We start from the raw sequence: 25,611 nt of genomic DNA, 5'->3' as shown, positions 1-25,611 counted from the left end.
ATGACCGCCTTTGACGACCTGATGGCCTTTCAACGCGAAACTTCGGCGCTGGGGCAGATTGCCGGGCGTTTGGGCTGGGATCAGGAAACGGTGATGCCGCGCGGAGCGGCCCCGCAACGGGCAGAAGAAATGGCCGCCATCGAAGCTGTTCTGCACGCGCGCCGGTCTGATCCGCGCGTGGCCGAGTGGCTAGAACAGGCCGACCCGCAGGATGAAGCTGGCAAGGCGCAGATCCGAGAAATCCGCCGGTCTTATGAGCGCACGGTCAAAGTGCCCGCCGATCTGGCCAAGTCGATTGCGCGTGTCACATCCGCTGCGCAGGGCACATGGGCGCAAGCCCGTGCGGACGAAGACGTGGCCACGTTCCTGCCCGTGCTGCATGAGGTCGTTGCCCTGAAACGTGAAGAGGGCGCGGCGCTGGCGCAAGGCGGTGACGTCTATGACGCCATGGTCGAGGATTATGAGCCCTACACCACGGGCACTCAAATTGCCGAGATATTCGACCAGCTGCGCCCGCGTCTGGTGGCCCTGCGCGCCGCTGTTCTGGATCGCCCCGCGCCGCAAGCCCTGACCGGCACTTTTGACGAACTAACCCAGATGCGCCTGTCGCAGAAACTGGCGACCACCTTCGGCTATGACCTGAACACGGGCCGCGTGGACAAGGCGGTGCATCCGTTCAGCTCGGGCAGTGGGTTGGATGTGCGCATCACCACCCGCACCAGCGAAACCGACCCGTTCAACTGCTTCTACTCGACTATTCATGAGGTCGGCCATGCCGCTTATGAGCAAGGCATCGACCAAGCTTATGCGCTGACCCCGCTGGGCAGTGGGGTGTCGATGGGCGTGCATGAAAGCCAAAGCCGGATTTATGAAAACCAGCTGGGCCGCTCGCGTGCGTTCACCGGCTGGCTTTTCGATCAGATGACAGCGGCCTTTGGCGATTTCGGGATTAGTGACGCCGACGCATTCTATGCCACCGTCAACGGTGTTCATAACGGCTATATCCGAACCGAGGCGGATGAGGTGCAATATAACCTGCACATCATGCTGCGCTTTGATCTGGAGCGCGCCCTGATGGCCGAAGACCTGCAGGTCAGCGATCTGGAGGCCGCGTGGAATGACCGTTTCAAGGCCGATTTCGGCTATGCGGTCGACAAGCCTTCAAACGGGTGCTTACAGGATGTGCATTGGTCGGTGGGGCTGTTTGGCTATTTCCCGACCTACTCGCTGGGCAATGTCTACGCCGGATGCCTGTATGAGGCGCTGCGCGCGGCGCTACCAGATTTGGACGCGCAGCTTGCGCAAGGTGACTCGACGGGCGCAACCGGCTGGCTGCGCGAGAACCTGCAGCGCCATGGCGGGCTTTATGCCCCGCGCGAGGTCATAACCCGCGCCAGTGGGGTTGAACCGGGGCCAGAGCCGTTGCTGACGTATCTGGAAGACAAATTCTGCAAGCTCTACGGCCTCTGACCCTCACGTTTCAGTGTTCGGCCGTGGGAATCTTTGTGCCAGACGATAGAGTGCCCCAGAGGCGACTTGGGAGGGGCACGTGTCGATCAAAAACAAGTTGAAAACCCAAGCTGCGGTTGTGCTGACCAGCGAGGGCCTGCACGGCGCAAGGCAGCGTATTGCCGAGGTGCGACGGAGGCTCAGCGGCGAGCCTCATACCGTACAGTATTTTCACGACGTTGCTGATCCCTATTGCCACCTCAGCCTGCAGCTTTTGCTTAAGTTACAGAACAAATTTGATGTCCAGATCGAGCCGCATCTGATCTCGCGCCCGGCTTCGGATATCCAGCCGTTGCCCACCGAATACTGGCAGAATTCATGGGCCGACACTGTGCGATGGGCGCGACGTTTAGGGTTTGCAGCGCCACAGCAGCCGGCCCCGTCTGACGCGGGTTTTGCGCAAGCCGAGCAGCGTCTTGCGGCCCTGTTGGGTGATCAGGACTTCGCCTCAAAAGCACTGCAAATCAGCACTGCGCTGTGGTCCGGTCTGGATATCCCCGAAGGGGCGCACTCTGATCCGAATGTGGCGCGGCGGGCAGGGGATCAGGCTCTTGCCGCCGCCGGGCACTACCTTGGCGGCAGCTTTGCGTATGGGGGCGAATGCTATTGGGGGCCGGACCGGCTTGGATACCTGGACGGGCGTTTGGCGACGCTTGGGCTTGGGCCGTCGCACCCGCCCATTGTGCCGGACTATTCCGAGCCCTTCCCAGATGCAACAGGGCAGGAACTGGAGTTCTTTTTCTCGTTTCGAAGCCCGTATTCCTATCTGGCTTTCGACCGTGTACGCGATCTAGCCACGCGGACCAATGCGCGTTTGATCTTGCGTCCGGTGCTTCCGATGTTGATGCGTGGACTGCCCGTTCCCAAAGCGAAATCATCATATATTTTAGGGGATTGCGCGCGCGAAGCGCGGCGTCTGGCCATCCCGTTTGGTCGTATTAGCGACCCTTTGGGCGCGGGCATTGAAAGGGGGTACGCCCTATTGGATTATGCCGAAGCCGAGGGTCGCCTGCCGGAATATTGCGCGGCTTTCATGACCGGCGCTTGGGCCCAAGGATTGGATGCCAGCACCGATACCGGGCTTGCGGAGGTCGTGCGTCAAGCGGGTTTGGAATGGCAAACGGCCAAGACATTGATTGGCACTTCTGACTGGCGGACCTGGGTCGAGGCCAACCAGGAACGTCTTCTCCAAATCGGGCTTTGGGGGGTTCCCAGCTTTCATCTGAACGGCCAAAGCGTTTGGGGTCAGGACAGGCTTTGGGTGCTTCAGGATCTTATGCGAGCACAAGCTTAACAAGCCATCCCGCTACGTGTGTGTCAAAGTATGACCTCGCCGCTCAACATGGGTTGCGCGGCGAGGTCACCAGATGGTTTTGGACTATTCGGCCTCTTCATCGCCCTGATCGGCGATCCAAGCGACGCTGACGACTTCTTCGCCCTTGCCGGTGTTGAACACCCGCACGCCGCCTGCGCTGCGCGACCGGAAGGAAATCCCGTCAACCGGCACCCGGATCGACTGCCCCTTGGAGGTGGCCAGCATGATCTGATCGTCGATCTCAACCGGGAACGAGGCCACAAGATCGCCGCCGCGCATGGCCTTGTCCATCGCTGCGACACCCATGCCACCACGCCCGCGCACGGGGTAATCGTGGCTTGAGCTTAGCTTGCCTGCACCGCCCTTGGTGATCGTCAGGATCAGGTTTTCAGCCGCCGACATTTCGGCGTAACGTTCCTGCGGCAGCACGCTGTCGGCGTTGCCTTCATCCTCATCGCTATCGGCTTCATCGGTGACACCGGCCATCAGGCGGCGCATCTTGAGGTAGGCTGCACGCTCGTCCGAGCTGGCGTCGAAGTGGCGGATGATCGACATCGACACGACCTCATCGTCGCCGTTCAGGCGCACACCACGCACACCAACCGACGAGCGGCTGTTGAAGACCCGCACATCCGTGGATGGGAAGCGGATCGCGCGGCCGGATTTGGTGACCAGCATCACGTCGTCATCTTCGGAACAAATGCGCGCGTTGATCAGCTTGGTCTCGGCGTGCTCGTCCTCGAACTTCATGGCGATCTTGCCGTTGCGTTTGACGTTGGTGAAATCCGACAGGCGATTGCGCCGCACGGTGCCCGCGCTGGTGGCGAACATGATCTGAAGGTTCTCCCATTCCTCGTCTGGAACATCCACCGGCATGATCGCCGCAATGGAGACCCCGGTCGGGATCGGCAGGATGTTGACGATCGCCTTGCCCTTGCCGGTGCGGCCCGATTGCGGCAGGCGCCAGGTCTTCAGCTTGTAAACCATCCCGTCCGTGGTGAAGAACAAAAGCTGCGTATGGGTATTGGCCACGAAGAGGGTGGTGACCACGTCCTCTTCTTTGGTCTGCATCCCCGAAAGTCCCTTGCCGCCACGCTTTTGCGCCCGGAAATCGGCCAGCGGTGTGCGCTTGATATAGCCGCCCGAGGTGACGGTCACGACCATGTCTTCGCGTTCGATCAGGTCTTCGTCTTCCATGTCGCCGGACCAGTCGACGATCTCGGTGCGACGGGGAACGGCGAACTGATCGCGCACTTCTCGTAGCTCATCGCCGATGATCGACATGATTCGCTCGCGCGATGACAGAATATCCAGATATTCTTTGATCTTGGCGGCCAGTTGCTCCAGCTCGTCCGTGACCTCTTTGACGCCCAGTTGGGTCAGGCGTTGCAGGCGCAGTTCCAGAATGGCGCGGGCCTGAACCTCGGTCAGGTTGTAGGTGCCGTCGTCGTTCATCTTGGACAGAGGATCGTCGATCAGGCGCAGATAGCCTTCGATCTCGGCCGCAGGCCAGCGGCGCGTCATCAGTTTCTCGCGCGCCTCAGCCGCGTCAGCCGACGAACGGATGGTGGCAACCACTTCGTCCACGTTCGAGACGGCCACGGCCAGACCACACAGGATATGGCTGCGTTCGCGCGCTTTGCGCAGGTCATAGGCGGTACGGCGGGCGACGACGTCTTCGCGGAAGTCGATGAACGACGTCAGGAACCGGCGCAGGGTCAGTTGCTCGGGCCGACCACCGTTCAGGGCCAGCATGTTGCAGCCAAAGGACGTCTGCATCGGTGAGAAGCGGTACAGCTGGTTGAGCACTACCTCGGGCGTTGCGTCACGCTTCAGTTCAACGACAACACGCACGCCGTTGCGGTCGGATTCGTCCTGCACATGAGCGACGCCTTCGATGCGCTTTTCTCGCACCGCCTCGGCGATCTTTTCAATCATCGAGGCCTTGTTCACCTGATAGGGAATCTCATCCACGACGATGGCGTAACGGTCCTTGCGTAACTCTTCCACGCGGGTCTTGGCGCGGATGATGACGCTGCCGCGTCCTTCCAGATAAGCTTTGCGCGCGCCGGACCGACCCAGCATGACGCCGCCGGTCGGGAAATCAGGGCCGGGGACGTATTCGATCAGTTGCTCCGACGTCAGGTCCGGATCGTCGATCAGCGCCAGTGTGGCATCGACCACTTCGCCCAGATTGTGTGGAGGGATATTCGTCGCCATACCAACAGCGATACCGCCAGCACCATTGACCAGCATGTTTGGAAACCGGGCAGGCAGGACGGTTGGCTCTTTGTCCTTGCCGTCGTAGTTGTCCTGAAAATCAACAGTCTCTTTTTCGATATCGGCCAGCAGGGCAGCGGCAGGCTTGTCCATCCGTACTTCGGTATAGCGCATGGCCGCCGGGTTATCGCCGTCCATCGAGCCAAAGTTGCCCTGACCATCCAGAAGTGGCAGCGACATCGAGAAATCCTGCGCCATCCGCACCAGCGCGTCATAGATCGCGCTGTCACCGTGCGGGTGGTATTTACCCATCACATCGCCGACCGGACGGGCCGATTTGCGATAGGCCTTGTCGTGGGTGTTCCCGGTTTCGTGCATGGCATACAGAATCCGCCGATGCACCGGTTTCAGCCCGTCGCGCAGATCGGGGATCGCGCGGCTGACGATGACCGACATGGCATAGTCCAGATACGAGGTGCGCATCTCGGATTCGATTGACACCGTCGGACCGTCATAGACGGGACGCTCGGGCGGGGTTTCATCCATGTTTTCTGGGGTTTCTGGCGTATCGCTCACGTAAACTGCCCGATCTTTAGCTTGGGTCTATATCTTGTGGATGCACTCTATCAGACCCGGCACATAAGGTGCAAGCAAGCTGATCCTTTCCGGCAAAAAAGCCACGGTAACAGCTGGGTAACATATTGTTATCAGCCTGTTAGGGCGTTTGCGTGCTACCCTGAAGAGACCTTGCAAGAAATTGGGGGTCTATATGACGCAAAGCGAAACCGAATTGATGCTGAAAGGGTACGGGCTGACGACGGCGGAATTCTTCTACCATATGCCCGACTATATCCACGTCCTAAACACGTTCATCTGGCAGGATTACGATCTTGCCCCGGACCATCCGAAACTGTTCGATTTCATCGAATTCTGGCAGCGTGAGATTGAAGGTCCACTGCATTCGGTGCGCTACACGCACCGCAAGATGATCGCGCCCGGTGAATGGCGCAACATGGTGGGTGAGTTTCGGGTAAACTAGCCGACCCGCCAAGCAAAGACCGAGCAGCCGGTCGATCCCGATCCGGTAAAGCTGTTGCCATCCTCGGACAGGCGGCCGCGCCATGTCACGGTGATGCCGGGGAAATAATCCGTTCCGTTAAGCTCTTGCTCGTTCAGGTAGACGACCGTGTTGGCTTTTTGCCCCAACGAATCCGTCAGGCTGCCCGTGAATTTGTTGCTACCCGCTCTGGTGTACCTAACTGAACCGGTCACTTTGACGACCAGCGCGCAGGTTGCTTTGAAGCTCCAACTTCCGCTTAGGGACACGGCCGAAGATGCTGTGGTGCGGGGGGCTGTAGGTGCAGGTGCTGCGACGCAGATAGTGCCGCTTTTGCCTTCCAGTTCGTCCAGCGCGTGCCGCGTGCCCAGATCGTCCGCACCCAGATTGGATTTGCTGGCGCGTCGGTAATCCGCAAAGGCGCGTTTGGTACGGGGACCTGCGACTCCATCGGCCCCGCCCGCATTGCATCCCAGCGCGTTCAAGGCCGCTTGAGTCGCCTGCATCACCTGCTTTGAATCCTGAATGACAGCGGGTGCAGGGGTCTCGGGGTCCTGCAACCCGGCACGCAATTGCAACGCGATTTCATAGGTATAGTCAGTGGACTGGTCCGCGTATGTCTCAAGAAACGTGTCCAGCGCCGAAACCGTACCGACGGACCGGGCTAATTCCAGATCGGCGCGCATCTTTTCAATCGGCAGCGTGACCGTATCGACGGAAGGCGCGGCGACAGCGGCCGGGGTGAAATAGAACTCGCCCAACAGCTCATCATAGTAAGCTGGGACTTGATTGTGCTGCACGGTGCGAGACAGATCTCGGACTTCGCGCCTGAGATCGGCGACCATGCTGCGCAGCTCTAGCCCCGGTTGCGCCAGACGTGGCAGCAAGGCGCGGGTGAAGACCGAGTTTGGTTCGGCCTCGTTATCATGCAGCCGGTCCAGCGCCATCTGGCCCGCCCCGGCCGAGAATATCACGAACATGCCTTGCGGCGCGTCGATGCGACCCAAACCGCGGGTGCCGCCGATGCTACGTCCGGCAGTGGTTTCAAACGGGTTGTCTCGGCAGGCGTCGATAATGGCGATTGATGTCCGCGCCCCGGTGCTACGCACGCGGTTCAGCAGATTCGACAGGGCGATGGATTCGGATTTGACGAAATCGGTCTCACCAGCAAAGGGGGTTTCGATATCCGTGGGTAGAAGATAGTTCTCGCCGTCAATTTCAACTCCATGCCCGGCGAAGAAAACAAAAGCTGTATCCCCTGCCTCAAGCTGCGCGGTGAATTCCGAGATTCGTTGGTTCATGCCGCGCCGGTCCAGGTTCAACCCCTCGAACGTCTCGAACCCCAATGCCCGAAGCTGCCGCGACACCGCTTCGGCATCGGCAACGGCTTTTTGCAGGACAGGGACGGACTCGTATTGGTTGTTGCCGATGACCAGCGCCAACCGGTCCTGCGCCCACGCAGGTACGGCAAGAAACACCAAATAGATCACCCACATCCATCTCATTTTGGCAGCCTTTTTGTACGTCACCCGAAGCTTAACCTATCGAGAGGCGACCATTTCTTCAGTGATTTCGGTTACAGTTGAAAAAGACTGTGAATTTGTGAATGCAATGCCGTGGATTTTGGACCTGTCTTGTCTATGATCGCACCAGTTTGGTGTATTTTCGGGGGCGACATGAACAAGACTGTTTTCTGCATTTCCATAACCGCGCTGCTCTGTGGCCCTGCCGTCGCGGATGGTCTTTTGGACAACATCAAGAAAGGGGCGCAAAAGGTTGGTGAAAGTGTTGAAAATACCGTGAATTCGACAGCCGATCTTGTCAAAAACGAAGCGACCCCTGAAGAAACGCGTGCGAAGCTGAATGTAATGGCGGATGAAGTGCTGACACAGCTTTTGGCGCAGAATCCCGAGGCGGACGCGCTCTATCAGGTCAGTGCGGGATATGCCGCATTCGATTCCCGAAAGGTGACTGTTTTTCCGGTTTCTGCGGGTTACGGGCGTGGTGTCGCGGTTTCGAGGGAAACAGACCAACATGTCTATATGAACATGGGGACCGGAGGGGTCGGTGCCGCGCTTGGGATCGGCGGATTTGAATCGAAATATGTGATCTTGTTCGAAACTCAGGCCGATTTGGATAAATTCATCACACAAGGATACGAGGCCACTGCCGAAGCAGGAACCATGCAAGGTGATGAGCGCACTGACGAGGCGATCAGATTCACCGACGGGCGATCGTTTTTCATGCTTGATAAAAAGGGTTGGCGCGTCTCGGCTGGTGCAACCGGGACCAAATACTGGAAATCGCCGGAACTGAACTGATCAGCCGGAACAGCTTGCACCACCCAATACGCAGAACTTGGCGCAATGAGGGTGGTTGAGATGCACGTCCGCCTCGGCCTCGGCCAGGGTCGAGCCCATTTCGAACTCGGGCTCATAGGCCAGTATGGTACAGGCCAGAACGGCGGGTTTGTCCGCACCTTTGCGCTTGACCACCATCCGTGCGTTCGAACACATCACTGCGTCAGGTGACTTGTCCAGAATGCCCCAGCAGGCCGTCGTGATCTCGGGCACTTCGACGGATTCGTCCATTTCCGGGAACAGCACTGTCAGTGCCGGGTTCTGTGCGTCGATGTCAAAGCCGTGCTGGTCAAAAAATGCAGCATATCCGGCGCGGCTGTCAGTATCGCTGTCGCCCCAAACCGTCCGACCGGCAACCGCCATGCGAAACCCGTTGTCGCGCAGCCATTCCATGCCGGCCACGGTCTTTTCGAAACTGCCCTTGCCGCGTTCTTCGTCGTGCAGGTCGGGGCGGTAGTGATCGACCGAAATGCGTAGGGTCAGCTTGTCGCCATATGTGCGTTGCAGCTCCAGCAGCCCTTCGCGCATCTTGCGGCGCATCATCGGTGCCATCGCGTTGGTCAGGATCAGAACCTCAAACCCACGCTCAAGCGCGGCACGGGTCATTTCGATCATCTCGGGGTTCATGAAGGGTTCACCACCCGTAAACCCGATCTCGCGCACCGGCCAGTCGCGTTCTTCTATCTGGTCTAGATAATCGCGCACCTCATCGGCGGTGATATAGACCAGCGCATCATTGGAAGGGCTGCTGAGGATATAGCAGTTTTGACACTCGATATTGCACAGCGTGCCGGTGTTGAACCACAGCGTTTCGGGGTTCTTCAACGCCACCGACGCGCGGGTTTGTCCACTGGCTGTCACCAATTTGTCCTGAAACTTGCCGATATTGGCAGCGCTTGCGACGTTGTCTTTCATTCCGGTATCCGGTTCTTTGAAGTCATTGCACTGACTTAGACGGTTGGGGCGGGTTCGTTAAGTGCGACACGGACGTCCTGACAGAATTTTGAAGATGAGGGTTTCTGAACAAATGATTGCGCTAACATTGGACATGCGCCAGCGGTCAAGGTAAGGAAAACACATGGTTTCTCGCGTCATCCCTGTTGATCCCTTTGATCTGGTCATTTTTGGCGGAACCGGTGATCTGGCCCAGCGCAAGATCCTGCCGGCGCTGTTCCGCAGATTTTGCGCCGGGCAATGGGTGGACGGTGCCCAAATCATAGGCGCTGCGCGCAAGGGATATGACAGCGACGGGTTCCGCGATTTGGTGCGCGAATCGCTCAAGACTCACGCGGCGAAGCAATGTCAGGAGGTCTCGGCGCTCGAGTCGTTTTTGCGGCGGCTGGACTATGTGGCGCTGGATGGGGTCTCGGATGAAGGGTGGGGGCATCTGGCTCGCCGGCTAAAGCCCGGTCGAGTGCGGGCCTTTTACTTTTCGGTGGGGCCGCGCCTGTTTGGTCCGCTGGCCGAACGGATCGAGGCGCACGGGTTGATCACACCCCTGACGCGGATCGTGGTCGAAAAACCTTTTGGCCATGACCTAGACAGCGCGCAGGCTTTGAACGCTACTCTGGCCGCGCATTTCTCCGAGAACCAGATTTACCGGATTGACCATTATCTGGGCAAGGAGACGGTCCAGAACCTTATGGCCGTTCGTTTCGGAAATATGCTGTTCGAACCGCTCTGGAACAGCCAATACGTCGATCACATCCAGATCACGGTGGCCGAATCCGTTGGGATTGATGGGCGGGAAGAGTATTATGACCGCGCAGGCGCCATGCGTGACATGATGCAGAACCACCTGATGCAGCTTTTGTGCCTGATCGCAATGGAGCCTCCAGCGAAGTTCGACCCAGACGCGGTGCGGGACGAAAAGCTGAAGGTCATCCGCGCTCTGGACCCGGTCGAGCCGCATCACATTGTGCGCGGCCAGTTCGAGGGTGAGGGCTCGGGCTATCGCCAGGTCGTGGGCAATGAACGCTCGACCACGGAAAGCTATGTGGCGTTGAGGGCACATGTTAGCAATTGGCGGTGGGCGGGCACACCGTTCTATCTGCGCACGGGGAAGCGGCTGGTGGCGCGCTCCTCGGTGATCAACGTGATGTTCAAGGACGCGCCGCACTCGATATTCGGTGCTGATGCGGGGCGTCACGCGAATGTGCTGTCGATCCGGTTGCAGCCGAATGAGGGCATCACGCTGAAAGTGACAATCAAGGAGCCGGGCCCGGGCGGTATGCGTCTGGTCGATGTGCCATTAGATATGAGCTTTGCCGAGGCGCTGGGGCCGGAAAATCAGGACCCGCCCGATGCCTATGAGCGGCTGGTTATGGACGTGATCCGGGGTAACCAGACCTTGTTCATGCGTGGGGATGAAGTCGAGGCCGCATGGGCCTGGACCGATCCCATCATCGCCGGATGGCAGGCACGTGGTGATGTGCCGAAACCTTATGATAGTGGCAGCACAGGACCGGGCGACGCCGAGCTGCTGATGAAACGGGACGGTCGCCGCTGGCAAGGAATAAACCCATGAATATACAGGAATACCCCGACAGGGACATGCTGGCCATCGACGTTGCCAATGCGTTGGCCGGAGATCTTGAGGCCGCCTTGCTGCACCACGATATGGTCTCACTTGCGGTGCCCGGCGGCACCACGCCCGGGCCGGTCTTTGACGGGCTATGTGCCGCCGATCTCGATTGGGACCGTGTGCGCGTCCTGCCCACCGATGAACGCTGTGTGCCCGGTGACAGCGATCGTTCAAACGAACGACTTATCCGCGAACGTTTGCTGACCAACCGCGCCTCGGTCGCGCAATACGTGCCGCTGTTCGTGGAAGGAAAAGACCCAGAGGCAGTGCTGCCCGAGATCGAAAGCCTGATCACGCCAGTTCTGCCCCTGTCCGTATTGGTGCTGGGCATGGGTGAGGATATGCACACGGCGTCTTTGTTTCCGGGGATGGCGGGGTTGGCGGCTGCCTTGGACAGCCACGCGCCGCCCTTGACCATCGCCCGTACCGAAACGCAGCCTGAGGCGCGTATCTCGCTGACGGCCCCAGTGCTGGACGGCGCGTTGTCCAAGCATCTGGTCATTTTCGGCTCTGCTAAGCGCGAGGCGCTGAACAAAGCCATGGCGCTACCGCCGGAAGAGGCTCCGATTGCCGCTGTGTTATCCGGCATGATGGTCCATTGGGCGGAGTGATGCGATGAAACTAGACGACCTCAAGACCCTTTCGGGCGGCACAAAAACCATTCTGGATCTGTTCGAACAGATCCCGAACCGGGCGCAGGAGTTCTCGGCCTCGACCGGGGATATGCTGTTTGACTATTCCAAGACCCAGATTGACGGCGATATCCGCGCGGCGCTGATCAAGCTCTGCGATGACGCCGGTCTGGCGGATCGGCGCGAGGCGATGTTCTCAGGCGCCAAGATCAACGAAACCGAAGGGCGCGCGGTGTTGCACACTGCGCTGCGCAACCTTGATGGCGGCCCGGTCCAGGTCGACGGGCTGGACGTCATGCCCGATGTTCTGGACACGCTTCACCGGATGCGAATCTTCGCCGAAGAGGTGCGCGGCGGCACTTACACCGGGGCGGGGGGCAGCTTTACCGACGTTGTGAATATTGGCATTGGCGGGTCCGATCTGGGGCCCGTAATGGCGACGCACGCCCTGTCGCCCTATCATGACGGCCCCCGGCTGCACTATGTGTCCAATGTGGACGGGGCGCATATCGCGGATACTCTGCGCCAGTTGGATCCGACGCGAACGTTGGTGATCGTCGCCTCGAAGACCTTCACCACGATCGAGACGATGACCAACGCCCGCACTGCACGGGCGTGGATGTCTGAAGGTGGTGGCGATCCGGCGCGTCAATTCGCAGCCGTCTCAAGCGCCTTGGACAAGACTCAAGCCTTTGGCATTCCAGCAGAGCGTGTTTTCGGGTTTGCCGATTGGGTCGGTGGGCGGTATTCGGTCTGGGGGCCAGTTGGCCTGCCAGTGATGATCGCCGTGGGATCGAATGCCTTTGATGCGTTCCTGCGCGGTGGCCAGTCCATGGACGTGCATTTCCGCGCTGCGGAGTGGGCCGAGAACTTGCCGGTGATGCTGGCCCTTGTCGGTATCTGGCATCGGCAGGTTTTGGGCCATGCCAGCCGCGCGGTTCTGCCCTATGACCAGCGATTGCTGCGCCTGCCTGCATATTTTCAACAGCTTGAGATGGAATCGAACGGTAAATCCGTCGCGATGGACGGCACAGCGTTAGAGGTTGCGTCCGGCCCCGTGGTCTGGGGCGAGCCGGGCACCAACGGTCAGCACGCCTTTTACCAGTTGATCCATCAGGGCACTGATGTGATCCCCTGCGAATTCATGGTCGCCGCCGAAGGGCACGAACCCGAGCTGGCCCATCATCATCGTTTGCTATTGGCAAATTGTCTGGCTCAGTCGGAGGCGCTGATGCGCGGCCGGTCCCTGGACGAAGCCCGCGACCGCATGGCCGCCAAAGGTCTGGAAGGGGCCGAACTGGACCGTCAGGCCCGGCATCGCGTCTTTCCGGGCAATCGCCCGTCCACCACGCTGATTTACCCGCAGCTTACTCCGTTTGTTCTGGGCCAGGTCATTGCGCTGTATGAACATCGCGTCTTTGTGGAGGGCGTCTTGCTGGGCATCAACTCGTTCGATCAATGGGGGGTCGAGCTGGGGAAAGAGCTTGCGACCTCACTGGGTCCGATCGTGGATGGCGAAGAGGACACCGCAGGCAAAGACGGGTCGACCGCCGCGTTGGTGGCCTATGCGTTGCGTCAGCGGGGTGAGTAAAATCGGCTTGCCGTAGCGGCAGGCTGCATTCTTTTATTGTCAGACAATTAAATGATTGGCAGGATTTGTCCTGACCGTCCCGACGCTAACGTCGGGCCAGAACAAGGGGCCGCCGAACAGAAGCGGCCACCACCAAGGGAGGATGTCCATGCTGGGACAAATGATGACGCAGCCGTTGCTGATCTCGTCGCTGATCAAGCACGCTGATTGCTACCATGGTCAGACCGAGATTGTTTCCGTCGAAACGGACGGAACGGTGACGGAAACCAACTGGTCCGAAGTTTCGACCAATGCACGGAAACTGGCCTCTGCGCTGACGGCATTGGGGCTTGAACCCCAAGCACGGATCGGGACGCTGGCCTGGAACAACCGGCGCCATCTTGAGATCTACTATGGCACCTCAGGCGCCGGGTTCGTGTGCCACACGATCAATCCCCGTCTGTTCCCTGAGCAGCTGACCTATATCATCAACCACGCGCAGGACCGGGTGCTGTTCTTTGATGCAACGTTTATCCCTCTTGTTGCCGCGCTGCATTCTCATCTGACCGAAGTGCAGCATTTCGTGCTGATGGGCCCGCGCAACGAGGATGCGATCGCGCAGGTGCCGGGTGTTCAGTTCTATGATGAGTTTATCGAGACCGGGGATGCCGGGTTTGATTGGCCCAGCTTTGATGAAAATACCGCGTCCAGCCTGTGTTATACCTCGGGCACGACCGGGAACCCTAAGGGTGTTCTGTATTCTCATCGTTCGACAGTGCTGCATAGCTTTGGCTCGAACACGCGCGATGTTATCGGGTTTTCGGCTATGGATGTCGTGTTGCCGGTGGTGCCGATGTTCCATGTGAACGCCTGGGGTTCGCCCTATGCCTGCGCGATGTCCGGGTCGCGCATGGTTTTGCCGGGGCCAGACTTGCACGGCGAAGCTCTGGTCAAGCTGATCGACACATATGGAGTGACGCTCGCCATGGGTGTGCCGACGATTTGGCAGGGGCTGCTGGCTTACGCGCAGGAATCGGGCAGCAAACTGGAAACTCTGGAACGCACGGTCATTGGCGGGGCCGCGTGCCCACCGTCGATGATCGAGACCTTCCGCGAGGTCTACGGCGTGGACACCATCCACGCCTGGGGCATGAGCGAAATGAGCCCACTTGGTACTGCCAACCATCCGCTGTCGAAACATGCGAAACTGCCGATCGAAGCGCAGCACAAACTGCGCGAAAGCCAGGGTCGCCCTTGTTATGGTGTCGAGTTGAAGATCGTGGACGATGACGGCAATGAGTTGCCGCGCGATGGCGAAACGCAGGGCGATCTGATGGTGCGCGGGCCGTGGGTGTTGGACAGCTATTTCCAGATGCAGGATCAGGATCTGTTGCAGGATGGCTGGTTTGCCACGGGCGATGTGGCGACGCTGGATGCGGATGGTTATATGACGATCCGGGACCGGTCCAAAGACATCATCAAATCGGGCGGTGAATGGATCAGCTCGGTCGAGCTGGAAAACATCGCCGTTGCCCATCCCAAGCTGGCAACGGCTGCCGTCATCGGCGTACCGCATCCGAAATGGGACGAACGCCCCCTATTGGTGGCGGTGAAAGCCGACGGCGCAGAGCCGAGCGAGGAAGAACTGCTGGCCTTTTTCGACGGCAAGATCGCCAAATGGCAAGTGCCGGATAAGGTTGTCTTTGTTGATGCTTTGCCACTGAACGCAACGGGCAAGGTTCTGAAACGCAACCTGCGCGTGGATTTCGAAGACGCCCTGACGGGTTGAGGTCTGCGCTTGGGAAGAATGGCTCCGGCGGTAGGGATCGAACCTACGACCAATTGATTAACAGTCAACTGCTCTACCGCTGAGCTACGCCGGAACGGTTCGCGCCGTATAGCAATCACAATCTCTGTCGTCCAGAGGGGATGGTGAAGTTTTTTCGACGAAAAAACTTGGCCCGCGTGAAGGCAAATGTTTCGCGCCAAATCTGTGTGTTTTGAAGGTGGATTTGGCTCCGGCGGTAGGGATCGAACCTACGACCAATTGATTAACAGTCAACTGCTCTACCGCTGAGCTACGCCGGAACTGAGGGCCGTATAACAACACCGAAATTTGCCGTCCAGAGGGGATCGGCATCAAATGACGAAAAAGTTTACGCCTTATGGTAATCGGGTGAACTCGGCCTCGACGGACAGCACACCTTTGGGCGAAGCCATTGATCTGACAGTTAAATCGACCAGATGAGCAAATACGTTGCGCGTCGCGGCCGGAAGCAGTGCGGCGGGGGTTTCGGTGTAGATCCTCTCTGCCAGCTGGCGGGCTGTGCCGGGACGATCCTCTAATGCGGACAGAATCTGGGCCTCACGCGCTGTGCGGTGTTGGATCAGCCAGTCCAACCGGGCGGCAGGGTCGGTGATCGGCGCGCCGTGCCCGGCGTGAAACACCGACCAGTCGCCGGCGCGCAGACGGTGACAGGCTTGCATGAAATCCGTCAGGTCGCCATCCGGTGGCGAAACCAGGGAACTCGCCCACCCCATGACGTGATCTGCGGTGAAACAGGTCTGCCCCCAACCCAGCGCAATATGATTGCCAAGGTGGCCTGGTGTGTGAATGACCTCTAGCTGCCAGTCATTGCCCGTGATGACCTGCCCATCGGTTAGTTCGATATCAGGGCGGAAGGCCGTGTCGATGCCCTCTCCGCCGCCGGTCAGCCCTTTTTGGGCGAGCTCTTGCATCACAGCGCTGCGCCCGGCCTCGGGGCCGCCAAAGGCCAGAACCGGCGCGCCGGTCCGCAGGGCCAGAGGGGCGGCAAGCGGGGAGTGATCCAGATGCGTATGCGTGACGATGATATGGCTGATGCGCTGGCTGGGGGTCAGGGCGGATAGAATCGCCTCGAGATGCACATCGCTGAGGGGGCCTGGGTCGATAACGGCACAGTCCCGCGTGCCCAGCAGATAGGTGTTCGTGCCTCGATAGGTCATAGGCGACGGATTCGGGGCCAGAATGCGCCTGAGGCCGGGCTGCAATTCGAAAGCCTGACCGGCGGGTGGATTGAAATCGTCGGGGGCCTGCATTCTGTGCTCTTTCTCTTGTCCGATCAGCCCGTTAGGTTTAGCGCATGTCGAGTGCCTGGCTCAAATCCTATATGCCGCGCAGCCTGTACGCGCGGGCGGCCATCATCCTGGTGTTGCCGGTTGTAGTTTTGTTGCTGGTGGTCGGTATCGCCTTTCTGCAAAAACACCTTGAGGATGTGACGGCACAGATGACCACCTCCTCGGCGCGCGAAGTCACGCTGATTCTGGAAACGATTGAGGGGGCTGAGACGCAGTTGCAGGCGCTTGCCGCCATACGGCAGGACCTTGTTGCCCTGGATATGAAAGCGCGGTTTCTGGGTATTGATGAACGTCCTGCGGTCGGAATGCGGCGCTGGTATGATTTTATCGCGCCGCAAGTTGCAGCGGAATTACACGCCAAGCTGCCACAACTGACGGCAGTGGCTTTGCCCAGCGGTGACGAGGCGCGCCTGTATCTTCAAACCGATCTGGGCCCGTTCGAACTGGTGCTAGATCGCCGCCGCCTGTCCCCGGCCGCACCACATCAGTTGATCGTGACGATGGTATTTTTCGCAGTCGTCATGACGACGATCTCGTTTCTATACATGCGCAACCAACTTCGGCCCATCACCCGCCTGGCGGATGCGGCCCAGGCATTTGGGCGCGGGCGGGTGGTACCGTATTCGCCAGGTGGCGCGATTGAGGTACGCGCCGCGGGGAGCGCGTTTTTGGACATGCGCGCCCGGATCGAGCGGCAAATCGAACAGCGCACCCTGATGTTGTCCGGTGTAAGCCACGATCTGCGTACACCTCTGACCCGGCTCAAGCTGGGATTGTCGATGCTGCCCGAAGATGAAGCCGCACCTCTGCAAAAGGATGTAGACGAGATGCAGTTGCTGCTGGATGCGTTCCTCGAATTCTCACGCGGTGCAGCCGAGGGTGCACCGGAACAGGTTGATCCACGCCATTTGCTGCAAGTGATTGTTGATGACGCACAGCGCGCGGGTTACGACGCGCGTTTGGTTGCAACCGATGGGGAAGGGCAGGCCATGCTGCGTCCGACCGCGATCCGGCGGGCAGTCGAAAACCTGATTGGCAATGCTGTGCGCTATGGCAACAAGGCCGAATTGAGCCTCTCGTTGACCGCCAAAACTTTGCGAATCCGGGTCGAGGATGATGGCCCCGGCATCGCGCCTGAAGATCGGACCGAAGCGGTAAAGCCGTTTTCGCGGCTTGATCCGGCACGCAACCAGAACAAGGGCAGCGGCGTGGGTCTAGGGCTGGCGATCGTCGCTGATATCGCCCGCGCGCATGGTGGTGTATTGCGGCTGGGAAAGAGTGAAAGGCTTGGCGGGCTGAGCGCGGATATCATCATCGCGCGCTAGAAGTTCCAATAGCGTTTGGCGCGACGGAATCGGGTCATATGGCCCAGTCTAGAGACTAAGAGATCAAGCCATCTTATTCGAATTCAAGAACAAAGTAGCCAAAACCTGTCAAATTGTGTATATATTAACGCAAAATGAACGCGCTATGGGGAATTCCGTTAGAGACGGTGGGACTCTGAGTGTATTAAAGTTCAGTTAATATTTGAGGTTGTGGGTGTCGGGTGTCGCTTTTCAAGGCGAGGTGGTTGCTGTGAATTGGTTTTTTGTTGTTGGTATTGGCGCTGTGGTTGGCGCTGTGGCCATGGGCTGGTTTGAACCCTGCGACTCGTTTTACGAAGTCTGTGAGTTTTTACACTATCGCGCCCTGAACTACTGAAACCCAGAGGCAAGGCTTGGTATTTGCGGTCAGGAAGTATGTATGACCGCTCGGCTTCGTATCCAGTTATGGCAGATTTGGTAGGCCCGGCAGGACTTGAACCCGCAACCAAAGCGTTATGAGCGCTCTGCTCTAACCAATTGAGCTACAGGCCCGCCTGAGCGCTTTGAGTATCACGGTGAACGCCCGCGTCAAGCCTGACCGTTGCAACATCTTCCACAATCGACTAACCCGCGCGTGAACCATTCATGAGGGGTTGGCCATGACAGCGGGCAAGAACGGAATCACCTATGCGGACGCGGGTGTTGATATTGATGCAGGCAACGCTCTGGTCGACCGGATCAAGCCTGCGGCCAAGCGGACCAACCGTTCCGGTGTGATGAGCGGGTTAGGCGGATTTGGTGCTCTGTTCGATCTTAAGGACGCAGGCTACACCGACCCGATTCTAGTCGGCGCGACCGATGGCGTGGGCACCAAGCTGCGCATCGCCATTGATACCGGCGTGGTTGACGGTGTGGGCATTGATCTGGTGGCCATGTGCGTCAACGACCTGATTTGTCAGGGCGCTGAACCGCTGTTTTTCCTCGACTATTTCGCCACTGGCAAGCTGGACACCGACACGGCCGCTCGGATCATTGAAGGCATTGCTGAAGGTTGCGTGCAGTCTGGCTGCGCCCTGATCGGTGGTGAGACGGCAGAAATGCCCGGCATGTACCCTGATGGCGATTTCGATCTGGCAGGGTTCTCGGTCGGCGCGATGGAGCGTGGCGCGCATCTGCCCGCAGGTGTGCAGCAGGGGGATGTGCTGCTGGGGCTGGCCTCGAACGGGGTGCATTCCAACGGCTACTCTCTGGTGCGCAAACTGGTCGAGATTTCTGGGCTGGGATGGGACGCCGAGTCGCCGTTTAGCGACGGTACGCTGGGCGAGGCACTGCTGACGCCCACGCGTCTTTATGTCAAACAGGCGCTGCAAGCGATCCGGGCAGGGGGCGTTCACGCGCTGGCCCATATTACCGGCGGAGGCCTGACCGAAAACCTGCCGCGTGTACTGCCCGAGGGGTTGGGCGCTCAGATCGACTTGAACGCTTGGGATTTGCCGCCCGTCTTCCGTTGGATGGCCGAGACCGGCGGGATTGCCGAAGCCGAGATGCTCAAAACCTTCAACTGTGGCATTGGCATGATTGTCGTCTGCGACGAAGACCGTGCCGATGATCTTGCGACACTGCTGGTCGAAGCTGGCGAAACCGTCTCGCGCATCGGCTCTGTCACTGACGCGCCCGGCGTGGCCTACACTGGCAAGCTGTTGTGAGCCATAAGCGCGTCGCCATCCTGATTTCGGGCGGGGGGTCCAACATGGTGTCGCTGGTTGATTCCATGGCCGGAGATCATCCCGCGCGACCCTGCCTGGTTCTGGCCAACGATCCGGAAGCGGGCGGTTTGAAAAAAGCTGCCGAACGGGGCATTCCCACTGCGGCGATAGATCACCGCCCGTTCAAAGGCGACCGCGCTGCGTTCGAGGCGGAGCTGCTGAAACCGCTCGAGGCCGCAGGGCCCGATATTGTCTGTTTGGCGGGATTCATGCGTGTTCTGACCGGTGAATTCGTATCGCGGTTTCAGGGCCGGATGCTGAACATCCACCCTTCACTGTTGCCGAAATACAAGGGTCTGAACACCCATGCCCGCGCGATCGAGGCAGGCGATGCCGAACACGGATGCTCAGTGCATGAGGTGACGGCGGCACTGGATGACGGCCCGATCCTGGGTCAGGCCCGTGTGCAGATTGACGCTAACGATACGCCCGAAGCTTTGGCCGCGCGTGTGCTGGTTTGCGAACACAAGCTCTATCCCGCTGTGCTTCGACGTTATGCTGGTGGTGATCGGACACCAGTGTTGCTGCCATGATCTGTGCAGGGTGATTTACACGCCCGTGTTATTCGGCCTATGGTCTGCACAAGCGCTCGGATCGGTATGAAAGCGACGGGCAGTCACCAAGAAGAACAAGAGCAAGAACACCACCGCGCATGAAGACCCTGACAACGACGCAAGAGCTGGCCGATTTCTGCGAGGCCGCCGCAAGCCATGACTATGTGACAATAGACACCGAATTCCTGCGCGAGCGCACGTATTATTCGAAACTCTGTCTGGTTCAGCTTGCCGTCCCATCCTCGGGTGAAGACAGCGCGGTGCTGGTCGACCCTCTGGCCGATGGTCTGTCGTTGGAACCACTATATGACCTGTTCAGAAACGAGGATGTGGTCAAGGTCTTTCACGCCGCCCGTCAGGATCTTGAGATTTTCTGGGTCGAAGCAAGTGTCTTTCCGACGCCGTTGTTTGACACACAGGTTGCCGCGATGGTCTGCGGGTTCGGTGAGCAGGTCGGGTATGAAACCTTGGTGCGCAAGATCTGTAAGCAGGGGCTGGACAAAACCTCGCGCTTTACCGACTGGTCGCGCCGTCCGCTGTCTGATGCGCAAAAGACCTATGCTTTGGCTGATGTGACCCACCTGCGGCAAATCTACGAATATCTCGCTAAAGAGCTTAAAAAGACCCAGCGCAACCATTGGGTGGCCGAGGAACTGCGCACGCTAACCCATTCGGATACCTATGACATTCGACCGGAAGACGCGTGGAAGCGGGTCAAGACCCGAACGAACTCGGCCAAGTTTCTAGCAGTCGTCCGGGAACTGGCGCATTTCCGCGAGGCCTATGCGCAGCAAAACAATGTCCCGCGCAGCCGGGTGTTCAAGGATGACGCGCTGATCGAGCTGGCCTCGACCAAGCCCAAGTCGCCTTCTGATCTGGGCGGATCGCGCCTGCTGCTGCGCGAAGCGCGCAAGGGCGCGATTGCCGAAGGTATTCTGGCGGCTGTCAAAAAGGGTGTGAACTGCCCCCCCGAACAGATGCCGCGCGTGGATAACAGCCGCGACAAACTAAAGGTTAATCCAGCCCTCGCCGATCTGCTGCGCGTGTTGCTAAAATCCAAAACTGAAAGCTCGGGCGTGGCGGCCAAGCTGATCGCAACCAGCTCAGAACTGGATCAGATAGCCTCGGGCGAGCGGGATTTGCCAGCGATGTCGGGTTGGCGTTTCGAAGTGTTCGGTGAAGATGCCCTGAAGCTGTGCGAGGGTAAGATTGCCCTGGCTGCACAAGGCCAGACCGTCAAAGTCGTGGCTTTGTAAGAGGCTTATCGACGCCGCGATTCCAGCGCGTTTTGCTGACCTATGACCCGCACCAGCCGGATATTAGCCAGATCATCCTGTGTCACGTTAGTGGCGTCCGTCACTTTGCGCGAACGATCTGTCCCCTGATTGGTCGCATAGCTTGGGTAGCTGACGCGGAACGTGTACTCCAAAACGCCGTTCTTCGCGTTTTCTTCGCTCTCAACAGGGACAAGCTGGGCTCCAAACGCGCCTTGCCGCGCGGCCGTTCCGGATACGAAGATGATCGCGCCGCCGGGTGTGGGATCAATGCGCAACTGGTCAATGCGCGCGATGGGTACGCTGTTGTCCTCGGGTTCCGGGCGTCCAAACAACCTTACGCGCTCGCGCTGTTGGGGCACCAGCGCATTTGGGTCGTAGGCCGCTGTTTCGGTCGGTGCAGGCGTCGATGTGCTGGACCCAAACCAGTTGCTTGGATTCGCGCGCGAGTCGCGCCACCCGCTGCAAGCCGACAAGGTAAGTGTAGCGACCAGAAGAACAGACAGTGTTTTTTGCATGGATCCAAAGCTCTGAGCGGTATTTCCCGCACTGGCCTAACGCAAATTCCTTGCTTTGAAAACCCAAACCGGGTCTGGACAGGCCGGGGTCGGCGGCATAGGTCACGAATGTGAATGCAATGAAAGGACCGTCGCACTATGGCAACGCCTGCCTTTGAAGAAATCGTCGAGGATTTCGAGTTTCTGGAGGACTGGGAAGACCGGTACCGCCATGTGATTGAGCAGGGCAAGGCAATGGAGCCGCTGGAAGATGCCCTTAAAGTGCCTGCCACAAAGGTGCATGGCTGCGCCAGCCAAGTCTGGCTGCACCCAGTGATCGAAGGTGGCGTTTTTCACTTCGATGGGGATAGCGATGCGCTGATCGTGCGGGGCCTGATTGCGGTGTTGCGGTCTTTGTACAACGGTCTGCCCGTCGCTGATGTGCCCAAAGTAGACGCAGGCGGAGAGCTGGCGCGACTGGGCTTGAACGATCACCTGTCAGCTCAACGGTCCAACGGTTTGCGTGCTATGATCGAGCGCATCCGCGAGGTGGCGCAGGAAAACGCCTGACGGGCCTCAGCCGCGCTTGGCCCAATCCGCCAGTGTCGTCTCCAGATCTCCATAGCCGGTAAAGCGCCGCTCGAACGTCAGCCCCATGCGGTCGGCGCAGTCCTTGGCGCGCGCGGTCAGGGCTGGGTCGTCGGTCTGGGCCTGATAGACCAGCTTGGTGTAATTGCCGAAATACATATCCCGCAGCTCGGGGTGGCGATCCAGACCCAGCGGTTTCCAGACAAAGGCATCGAATTGCCGGGCCAGGAAATCGGTCAGGTAAAAGGCGGTCGTTTCATCCTCGCCCCGTGCATCAAAGATATCATTGCCTTCGAAAAAAGAATAGCAATGCGGGCCTTTGATCATTTCGACGCCTAACTCGGCGCAGGCTTTCTGCAGCAGACCACCGGTGCCGCAATCGGCATAGACCACATAGACCGCGTCATATTGATCGCGGTGCTTGGCCACCGCTTCTTGCACGGCCTGTGTGATCCGTTCGGGGTGGACGTGCAGGATGGCGGGCAGGCAGGTCAGGGCCATGTGATCCCAGCCGTTGCGCTTCTTGAGGTCCAGAATCTCGCGGGCCAGTGCGCCGCAAGCCAGCAACAGGATACGCCCTTGTTCCGAGTGGCTTTGATAGCCATCCGTGGTCAGGCTGCTGTCATCGGGAACCCGTTCCTGTGTCATGTCACCCCCATGGGCCTTGGGTGTTGAACAAAAAAAGCCGCCCGGTTGCCGGACGGCCTTGAATTCGGAGTGTAGGTCCGATCAACCCGCCAGCTGGTTATGCTTGCGCGAGACGAAGTCCTTTGCCATTTCCACGGCGACGGCTGCGTCACGGCAATAGCCGTCGGCGCCGATCGCTTTGCCGAATTCTTCGTTGAGGGGCGCGCCGCCGACCAGAACGATGTATTCTTCGCGCAGGCCTTGCTCGACCATCGTGTCGATCACAACCTTCATGTAGGGCATGGTCGTGGTCAGCAGGGCCGACATGCCCAGAATATCGGGCTTTTCGGTTTCCAGCGCTTCCAGATAGTTCTCGACCGGGTTGTTGATGCCGATATCGACCACCTCGAAGCCGGCGCCTTCCATCATCATCGACACCAGGTTCTTGCCGATGTCGTGGATGTCGCCCTTCACGGTTCCGATCACCATTTTGCCGACGCGGGGTGCGCCGGTTTCGGCCAGTAGCGGCTTAAGGATGGCCATGCCGCCCTTCATCGCGTTTGCGGCCAGCAGAACTTCGGGAACAAACAGGATGCCGTCGCGGAAGTCGTGGCCCACGATGGTCATACCGCCAACCAGCGCCTTGGTCAGGATGTCGTAAGGGGTCCATCCGCGTTCCAGCAGGATGTTCACACCTTCTTCAATCTCTTCTTTCAGACCGTCGTACAGGTCGTCGAACATCTGTTCGACAAGTTCGTCGTCGTTCAGTTCGGACAGGACGATGTCTTCTTCATCGGACATGGGGCGTTTCCCTAGGGCTGTGCGGGCATAGCGCCCGTTGGTGGCATTTTTTCCGTTTTGGCCAAAACGTCGCATCCAGACTGTTACGATTGCGACCTTGGCGGTTCCGAGACCGACCTATACGGCAAAATCTCAATCAACTCGACGTCATTTCCCGCAAGATCATCCTGAATTGGTTTCAGGTTTCAGTCAAATCGAGGGGCGGTGCAAAGGTTTGAAAACTCTTGCGGGATGGTAACCAGGCCTTGCGATTTCGGCGGTTCGAGCCTAATTTGAGAGTGAGAACAAAAGGGAAACAAAATATGTCGCGACCGCATGTCCGAGCCCGCGGTGTCGCAACCAACGCAGCAGGCCGGTTCGAACAATTCGAGACCGAGACCTGCACGGATGGGTGGGAGCTTGAGGAAGATCTGCCGCCTCTGCGCACCGAAGTGCGAACAGAAGTCGCGCGCAGTCTGATCACCTATAACCGGTCGCCCGATCTGCCGTTTGATCGCTCGATCAACCCGTATAGGGGGTGTGAGCACGGCTGCGTCTACTGCTTTGCCCGCCCGTCTCATGCCTATCTCGGGCTGTCTCCGGGGTTGGATTTTGAAACCCGCCTGATCGCGCGGCCTAATGCGGCTGCTGTCTTGCGTAAAGAGCTTTCATCGCCGCGTTACAAGGTGGCAACCATTGCGCTGGGGACAAATACGGACCCGTATCAACCGATTGAGCGGGATTTGAGGATCACACGGGAATGTCTGTCCGTATTGCGGGACTTCCGGCATCCCATTGGGATCGTTACCAAAGGGGCCCTGATCGAACGCGATCTGGATATCCTGGCAGAGATGGCGCAGGACGGATTGGTGCGGGTTGGAATTTCGCTGACCACTCTGGACGCCGATCTGTCCCGCCGGATGGAGCCACGCGCGCCGTCACCGAATCGCCGTCTGGCGGCCATTCGCCGGTTGACCGGGGCAGGGGTGCCAGTGCGGGTCATGACCTCACCCCTGGTTCCGGGCCTGACCGACCATGAATTGGAGGCGCTGCTGGAGGCTGGCCGGGACGCAGGTGCGGATGCGGCAAGCTGGATCATGCTGCGTCTTCCGCGGGAGGTGTCCACCTTGTGGCAAGAGTGGTTGCACGACCACGAACCCGCACGCGCGGAAAAGGTCATGTCCAAACTGCGCGAGATGCATGGCGGTCGAGACTACGACCCGCGCTGGGGCCATCGGATGCGCGGTGAGGGCGAGTATGCCGCGCTGATAGCAAAGCGGTTTGCTTTGGCTGTCAAACGGCTTGGGCTTGCGACGCGCATGCCGCCTCTGCGGAGCGATCTGTTCGCCAGACCAGCGCAACCGGGGGATCAGCTCGCTCTGTTCTGAACCCAGAAGGTCGTGGTTTTTCTGCGGCTAAACATTGGCTTTTAGGCGTCTGTTTTTACAGGAATATTAAGTTTTGGTCATGCGATGAAACACATCTGGATATCTCGTGGCTGCCCCGATATCTCCCGAAGCTGAGGTTACTGTTGAGGAGGAAAAGATGGGTACCCCCAAGGAAATCGAAGCAGCCGCGAAGAAGATGCAGGCCGCAACGGCAGTCTATCATAAATCGCAACAAGAATTGGATAAGGCCAACAAGGACCTGTCGAAGTACAATGACATCATCAAGGGCGGCAATGTCTCGGCGATGGGCCCGGCGACGATAGAGCTGTCCAAAGTTGCGGCCAAAATCGGCACGCTGCACAAAAAGGTCGGTGATGCGAAAAAGAAAATGGACGACGCGATCAAAGCGCTGAGAAAGGTCATGCCGAAATAGGCGGAAACGTCCCGATTTCGCCCACTGAGCGGGTGC

22 protein-coding genes and 3 tRNA genes are annotated in these 25,611 nt (G+C 59.0%); 15 read left to right on the top strand and 10 right to left on the bottom strand.

Annotated elements, in window-relative coordinates:
* Both GOV79_RS03835 and GOV79_RS22565 read left to right on the top strand, forming a co-directional pair.
* On the top strand, positions 1–1,470 hold the full coding sequence (locus GOV79_RS03835; protein ID WP_170788663.1) for a carboxypeptidase M32: 1,470 nt from the start codon (positions 1–3) through the stop codon (positions 1,468–1,470).
* Between the two features lie 79 nt (positions 1,471–1,549).
* Positions 1,550–2,803 (top strand): DsbA family protein, encoded by a 1,254-nt coding sequence (locus GOV79_RS22565; RefSeq protein WP_170788662.1) that lies wholly within the window; start codon positions 1,550–1,552, stop codon positions 2,801–2,803.
* An 84-nt stretch (positions 2,804–2,887) separates the two neighbouring features.
* On the opposite strand, the gene gyrA is transcribed toward GOV79_RS22565, so the two are convergent.
* Positions 2,888–5,620: a DNA gyrase subunit A gene (gyrA, locus tag GOV79_RS03825; RefSeq protein ID WP_170774271.1), complete on the bottom strand. Its 2,733-nt coding sequence runs from the start codon at positions 5,618–5,620 to the stop codon at positions 2,888–2,890.
* A 193-nt stretch (positions 5,621–5,813) separates the two neighbouring features.
* Here gyrA and GOV79_RS03820 point away from each other — a divergent pair, with 193 nt between their 5' ends.
* Entirely contained in the window at positions 5,814–6,083 is a 270-nt protein-coding gene (locus tag GOV79_RS03820; protein WP_170774269.1) for an usg protein, read from the top strand.
* Here the strand turns inward: GOV79_RS03820 and GOV79_RS03815 are convergent.
* The gene (locus tag GOV79_RS03815) at positions 6,080–7,606 is read right to left on the bottom strand and encodes a caspase family protein (protein ID WP_170788661.1); all 1,527 of its coding nucleotides are present in this window, start codon (positions 7,604–7,606) and stop codon (positions 6,080–6,082) included. The genes GOV79_RS03820 and GOV79_RS03815 overlap by 4 nt on opposite strands.
* Positions 7,607–7,777: 171 nt before the next feature.
* Here GOV79_RS03815 and GOV79_RS03810 point away from each other — a divergent pair, with 171 nt between their 5' ends.
* Entirely contained in the window at positions 7,778–8,422 is a 645-nt protein-coding gene (locus tag GOV79_RS03810; RefSeq protein ID WP_170788660.1) for a lipid-binding SYLF domain-containing protein, read from the top strand.
* Here GOV79_RS03810 and GOV79_RS03805 read toward each other — a convergent pair whose 3' ends face one another.
* Positions 8,423–9,376: a radical SAM protein gene (locus GOV79_RS03805; RefSeq protein WP_170788659.1), complete on the bottom strand. Its 954-nt coding sequence runs from the start codon at positions 9,374–9,376 to the stop codon at positions 8,423–8,425.
* A 163-nt stretch (positions 9,377–9,539) separates the two neighbouring features.
* On the opposite strand from GOV79_RS03805, the gene zwf reads away from it, so the two are divergent.
* From zwf to GOV79_RS03785, 4 genes are all read left to right on the top strand, one after another.
* Positions 9,540–10,988: a glucose-6-phosphate dehydrogenase gene (zwf, locus tag GOV79_RS03800; RefSeq protein WP_170788658.1), complete on the top strand. Its 1,449-nt coding sequence runs from the start codon at positions 9,540–9,542 to the stop codon at positions 10,986–10,988.
* Entirely contained in the window at positions 10,985–11,656 is a 672-nt protein-coding gene (pgl, locus tag GOV79_RS03795; RefSeq protein ID WP_170774261.1) for a 6-phosphogluconolactonase, read from the top strand. Before zwf ends, pgl begins: the two co-directional genes overlap by 4 nt.
* A 4-nt stretch (positions 11,657–11,660) precedes the next feature.
* Positions 11,661–13,268, top strand: a complete 1,608-nt coding sequence (gene pgi / locus GOV79_RS03790; protein WP_170788657.1) for a glucose-6-phosphate isomerase — start codon at positions 11,661–11,663, stop codon at positions 13,266–13,268.
* Between the two features lie 148 nt (positions 13,269–13,416).
* Positions 13,417–15,036 (top strand): long-chain-fatty-acid--CoA ligase, encoded by a 1,620-nt coding sequence (locus GOV79_RS03785; protein ID WP_170774257.1) that lies wholly within the window; start codon positions 13,417–13,419, stop codon positions 15,034–15,036.
* A gap of 19 nt (positions 15,037–15,055) precedes the next feature.
* Here GOV79_RS03785 and GOV79_RS03780 read toward each other — a convergent pair.
* The 3 genes from GOV79_RS03780 to GOV79_RS03770 all read right to left on the bottom strand — a co-directional run bounded on the left by GOV79_RS03780 (position 15,056) and on the right by GOV79_RS03770 (position 16,325).
* A tRNA-Asn gene (locus tag GOV79_RS03780) sits at positions 15,056–15,130 on the bottom strand.
* Positions 15,131–15,260: 130 nt separating this feature from the next.
* Positions 15,261–15,335, bottom strand: a tRNA-Asn gene (locus GOV79_RS03775).
* 75 nt (positions 15,336–15,410) lie between these two features.
* Positions 15,411–16,325, bottom strand: a complete 915-nt coding sequence (locus GOV79_RS03770; RefSeq protein ID WP_170788656.1) for an MBL fold metallo-hydrolase — start codon at positions 16,323–16,325, stop codon at positions 15,411–15,413.
* A 44-nt stretch (positions 16,326–16,369) separates the two neighbouring features.
* Here GOV79_RS03770 and GOV79_RS03765 point away from each other — a divergent pair, with 44 nt between their 5' ends.
* Complete coding sequence (locus GOV79_RS03765; RefSeq protein ID WP_170788655.1) at positions 16,370–17,689, top strand: ATP-binding protein; 1,320 nt, start codon at positions 16,370–16,372, stop codon at positions 17,687–17,689.
* A gap of 454 nt (positions 17,690–18,143) precedes the next feature.
* On the opposite strand, the gene GOV79_RS03760 is transcribed toward GOV79_RS03765, so the two are convergent.
* Positions 18,144–18,220 (bottom strand) — tRNA-Ile (locus GOV79_RS03760).
* Positions 18,221–18,327: 107 nt separating this feature from the next.
* On the opposite strand from GOV79_RS03760, the gene purM reads away from it, so the two are divergent.
* The 3 genes from purM to rnd all read left to right on the top strand — a co-directional run bounded on the left by purM (position 18,328) and on the right by rnd (position 21,244).
* Entirely contained in the window at positions 18,328–19,374 is a 1,047-nt protein-coding gene (gene purM / locus GOV79_RS03755) for a phosphoribosylformylglycinamidine cyclo-ligase (protein ID WP_170788654.1), read from the top strand.
* Complete coding sequence (purN, locus tag GOV79_RS03750) at positions 19,371–19,967, top strand: phosphoribosylglycinamide formyltransferase (protein WP_170788653.1); 597 nt, start codon at positions 19,371–19,373, stop codon at positions 19,965–19,967. Before purM ends, purN begins: the two co-directional genes overlap by 4 nt.
* Before the next feature lie 119 nt (positions 19,968–20,086).
* Positions 20,087–21,244 (top strand): ribonuclease D, encoded by a 1,158-nt coding sequence (rnd, locus tag GOV79_RS03745; RefSeq protein ID WP_170788652.1) that lies wholly within the window; start codon positions 20,087–20,089, stop codon positions 21,242–21,244.
* Positions 21,245–21,249: 5 nt separating this feature from the next.
* On the opposite strand, the gene GOV79_RS03740 is transcribed toward rnd, so the two are convergent.
* Entirely contained in the window at positions 21,250–21,780 is a 531-nt protein-coding gene (locus GOV79_RS03740; protein ID WP_170774245.1) for a hypothetical protein, read from the bottom strand.
* A 138-nt stretch (positions 21,781–21,918) separates the two neighbouring features.
* Between GOV79_RS03740 and GOV79_RS03735 the strand changes: the two genes are divergently transcribed.
* Positions 21,919–22,329, top strand: a complete 411-nt coding sequence (locus GOV79_RS03735) for a SufE family protein (RefSeq protein ID WP_170788651.1) — start codon at positions 21,919–21,921, stop codon at positions 22,327–22,329.
* A gap of 6 nt (positions 22,330–22,335) precedes the next feature.
* Here GOV79_RS03735 and GOV79_RS03730 read toward each other — a convergent pair whose 3' ends face one another.
* The gene (locus tag GOV79_RS03730; protein WP_170788650.1) at positions 22,336–22,995 is read right to left on the bottom strand and encodes a DUF1638 domain-containing protein; all 660 of its coding nucleotides are present in this window, start codon (positions 22,993–22,995) and stop codon (positions 22,336–22,338) included.
* Between the two features lie 81 nt (positions 22,996–23,076).
* The gene (locus GOV79_RS03725; RefSeq protein ID WP_170774239.1) at positions 23,077–23,775 is read right to left on the bottom strand and encodes a corrinoid protein; all 699 of its coding nucleotides are present in this window, start codon (positions 23,773–23,775) and stop codon (positions 23,077–23,079) included.
* Positions 23,776–24,077: 302 nt separating this feature from the next.
* Between GOV79_RS03725 and GOV79_RS03720 the strand changes: the two genes are divergently transcribed.
* Together GOV79_RS03720 and GOV79_RS03715 are read left to right on the top strand one after the other, a co-directional pair.
* On the top strand, positions 24,078–25,142 hold the full coding sequence (locus tag GOV79_RS03720; protein WP_170788649.1) for a PA0069 family radical SAM protein: 1,065 nt from the start codon (positions 24,078–24,080) through the stop codon (positions 25,140–25,142).
* 157 nt (positions 25,143–25,299) lie between these two features.
* Positions 25,300–25,575: a hypothetical protein gene (locus GOV79_RS03715; protein WP_170782465.1), complete on the top strand. Its 276-nt coding sequence runs from the start codon at positions 25,300–25,302 to the stop codon at positions 25,573–25,575.
* The last annotated feature ends 36 nt before the right edge of the window (positions 25,576–25,611 follow it).

The organism is Ruegeria lacuscaerulensis (genome assembly GCF_013034745.1).
GTDB classification, from domain to species: domain Bacteria; phylum Pseudomonadota; class Alphaproteobacteria; order Rhodobacterales; family Rhodobacteraceae; genus Ruegeria; species Ruegeria lacuscaerulensis_B.
This window is presented reverse-complemented; position numbering and strand designations above follow the sequence as displayed.

Coding starts and splice junctions, on each gene's coding strand:
- GOV79_RS03835 (WP_170788663.1), top strand. CDS start 1: ATGACCGCCTTTGACGACCTGATGGCCTTTCAACGCGAAACTTCGGCG.
- GOV79_RS03820 (WP_170774269.1), top strand. CDS start 5,814: ATGACGCAAAGCGAAACCGAATTGATGCTGAAAGGGTACGGGCTGACG.
- GOV79_RS03815 (WP_170788661.1), bottom strand. CDS start 7,606: ATGAGATGGATGTGGGTGATCTATTTGGTGTTTCTTGCCGTACCTGCG.
- GOV79_RS03810 (WP_170788660.1), top strand. CDS start 7,778: ATGAACAAGACTGTTTTCTGCATTTCCATAACCGCGCTGCTCTGTGGC.
- GOV79_RS03805 (WP_170788659.1), bottom strand. CDS start 9,376: ATGAAAGACAACGTCGCAAGCGCTGCCAATATCGGCAAGTTTCAGGAC.
- zwf (WP_170788658.1), top strand. CDS start 9,540: ATGGTTTCTCGCGTCATCCCTGTTGATCCCTTTGATCTGGTCATTTTT.
- pgl (WP_170774261.1), top strand. CDS start 10,985: ATGAATATACAGGAATACCCCGACAGGGACATGCTGGCCATCGACGTT.
- pgi (WP_170788657.1), top strand. CDS start 11,661: ATGAAACTAGACGACCTCAAGACCCTTTCGGGCGGCACAAAAACCATT.
- GOV79_RS03785 (WP_170774257.1), top strand. CDS start 13,417: ATGCTGGGACAAATGATGACGCAGCCGTTGCTGATCTCGTCGCTGATC.
- GOV79_RS03770 (WP_170788656.1), bottom strand. CDS start 16,325: ATGCAGGCCCCCGACGATTTCAATCCACCCGCCGGTCAGGCTTTCGAA.
- GOV79_RS03765 (WP_170788655.1), top strand. CDS start 16,370: ATGTCGAGTGCCTGGCTCAAATCCTATATGCCGCGCAGCCTGTACGCG.
- purM (WP_170788654.1), top strand. CDS start 18,328: ATGACAGCGGGCAAGAACGGAATCACCTATGCGGACGCGGGTGTTGAT.
- rnd (WP_170788652.1), top strand. CDS start 20,087: ATGAAGACCCTGACAACGACGCAAGAGCTGGCCGATTTCTGCGAGGCC.
- GOV79_RS03740 (WP_170774245.1), bottom strand. CDS start 21,780: ATGCAAAAAACACTGTCTGTTCTTCTGGTCGCTACACTTACCTTGTCG.
- GOV79_RS03735 (WP_170788651.1), top strand. CDS start 21,919: ATGGCAACGCCTGCCTTTGAAGAAATCGTCGAGGATTTCGAGTTTCTG.
- GOV79_RS03730 (WP_170788650.1), bottom strand. CDS start 22,995: ATGACACAGGAACGGGTTCCCGATGACAGCAGCCTGACCACGGATGGC.
- GOV79_RS03725 (WP_170774239.1), bottom strand. CDS start 23,775: ATGTCCGATGAAGAAGACATCGTCCTGTCCGAACTGAACGACGACGAA.
- GOV79_RS03720 (WP_170788649.1), top strand. CDS start 24,078: ATGTCGCGACCGCATGTCCGAGCCCGCGGTGTCGCAACCAACGCAGCA.
- GOV79_RS03715 (WP_170782465.1), top strand. CDS start 25,300: ATGGGTACCCCCAAGGAAATCGAAGCAGCCGCGAAGAAGATGCAGGCC.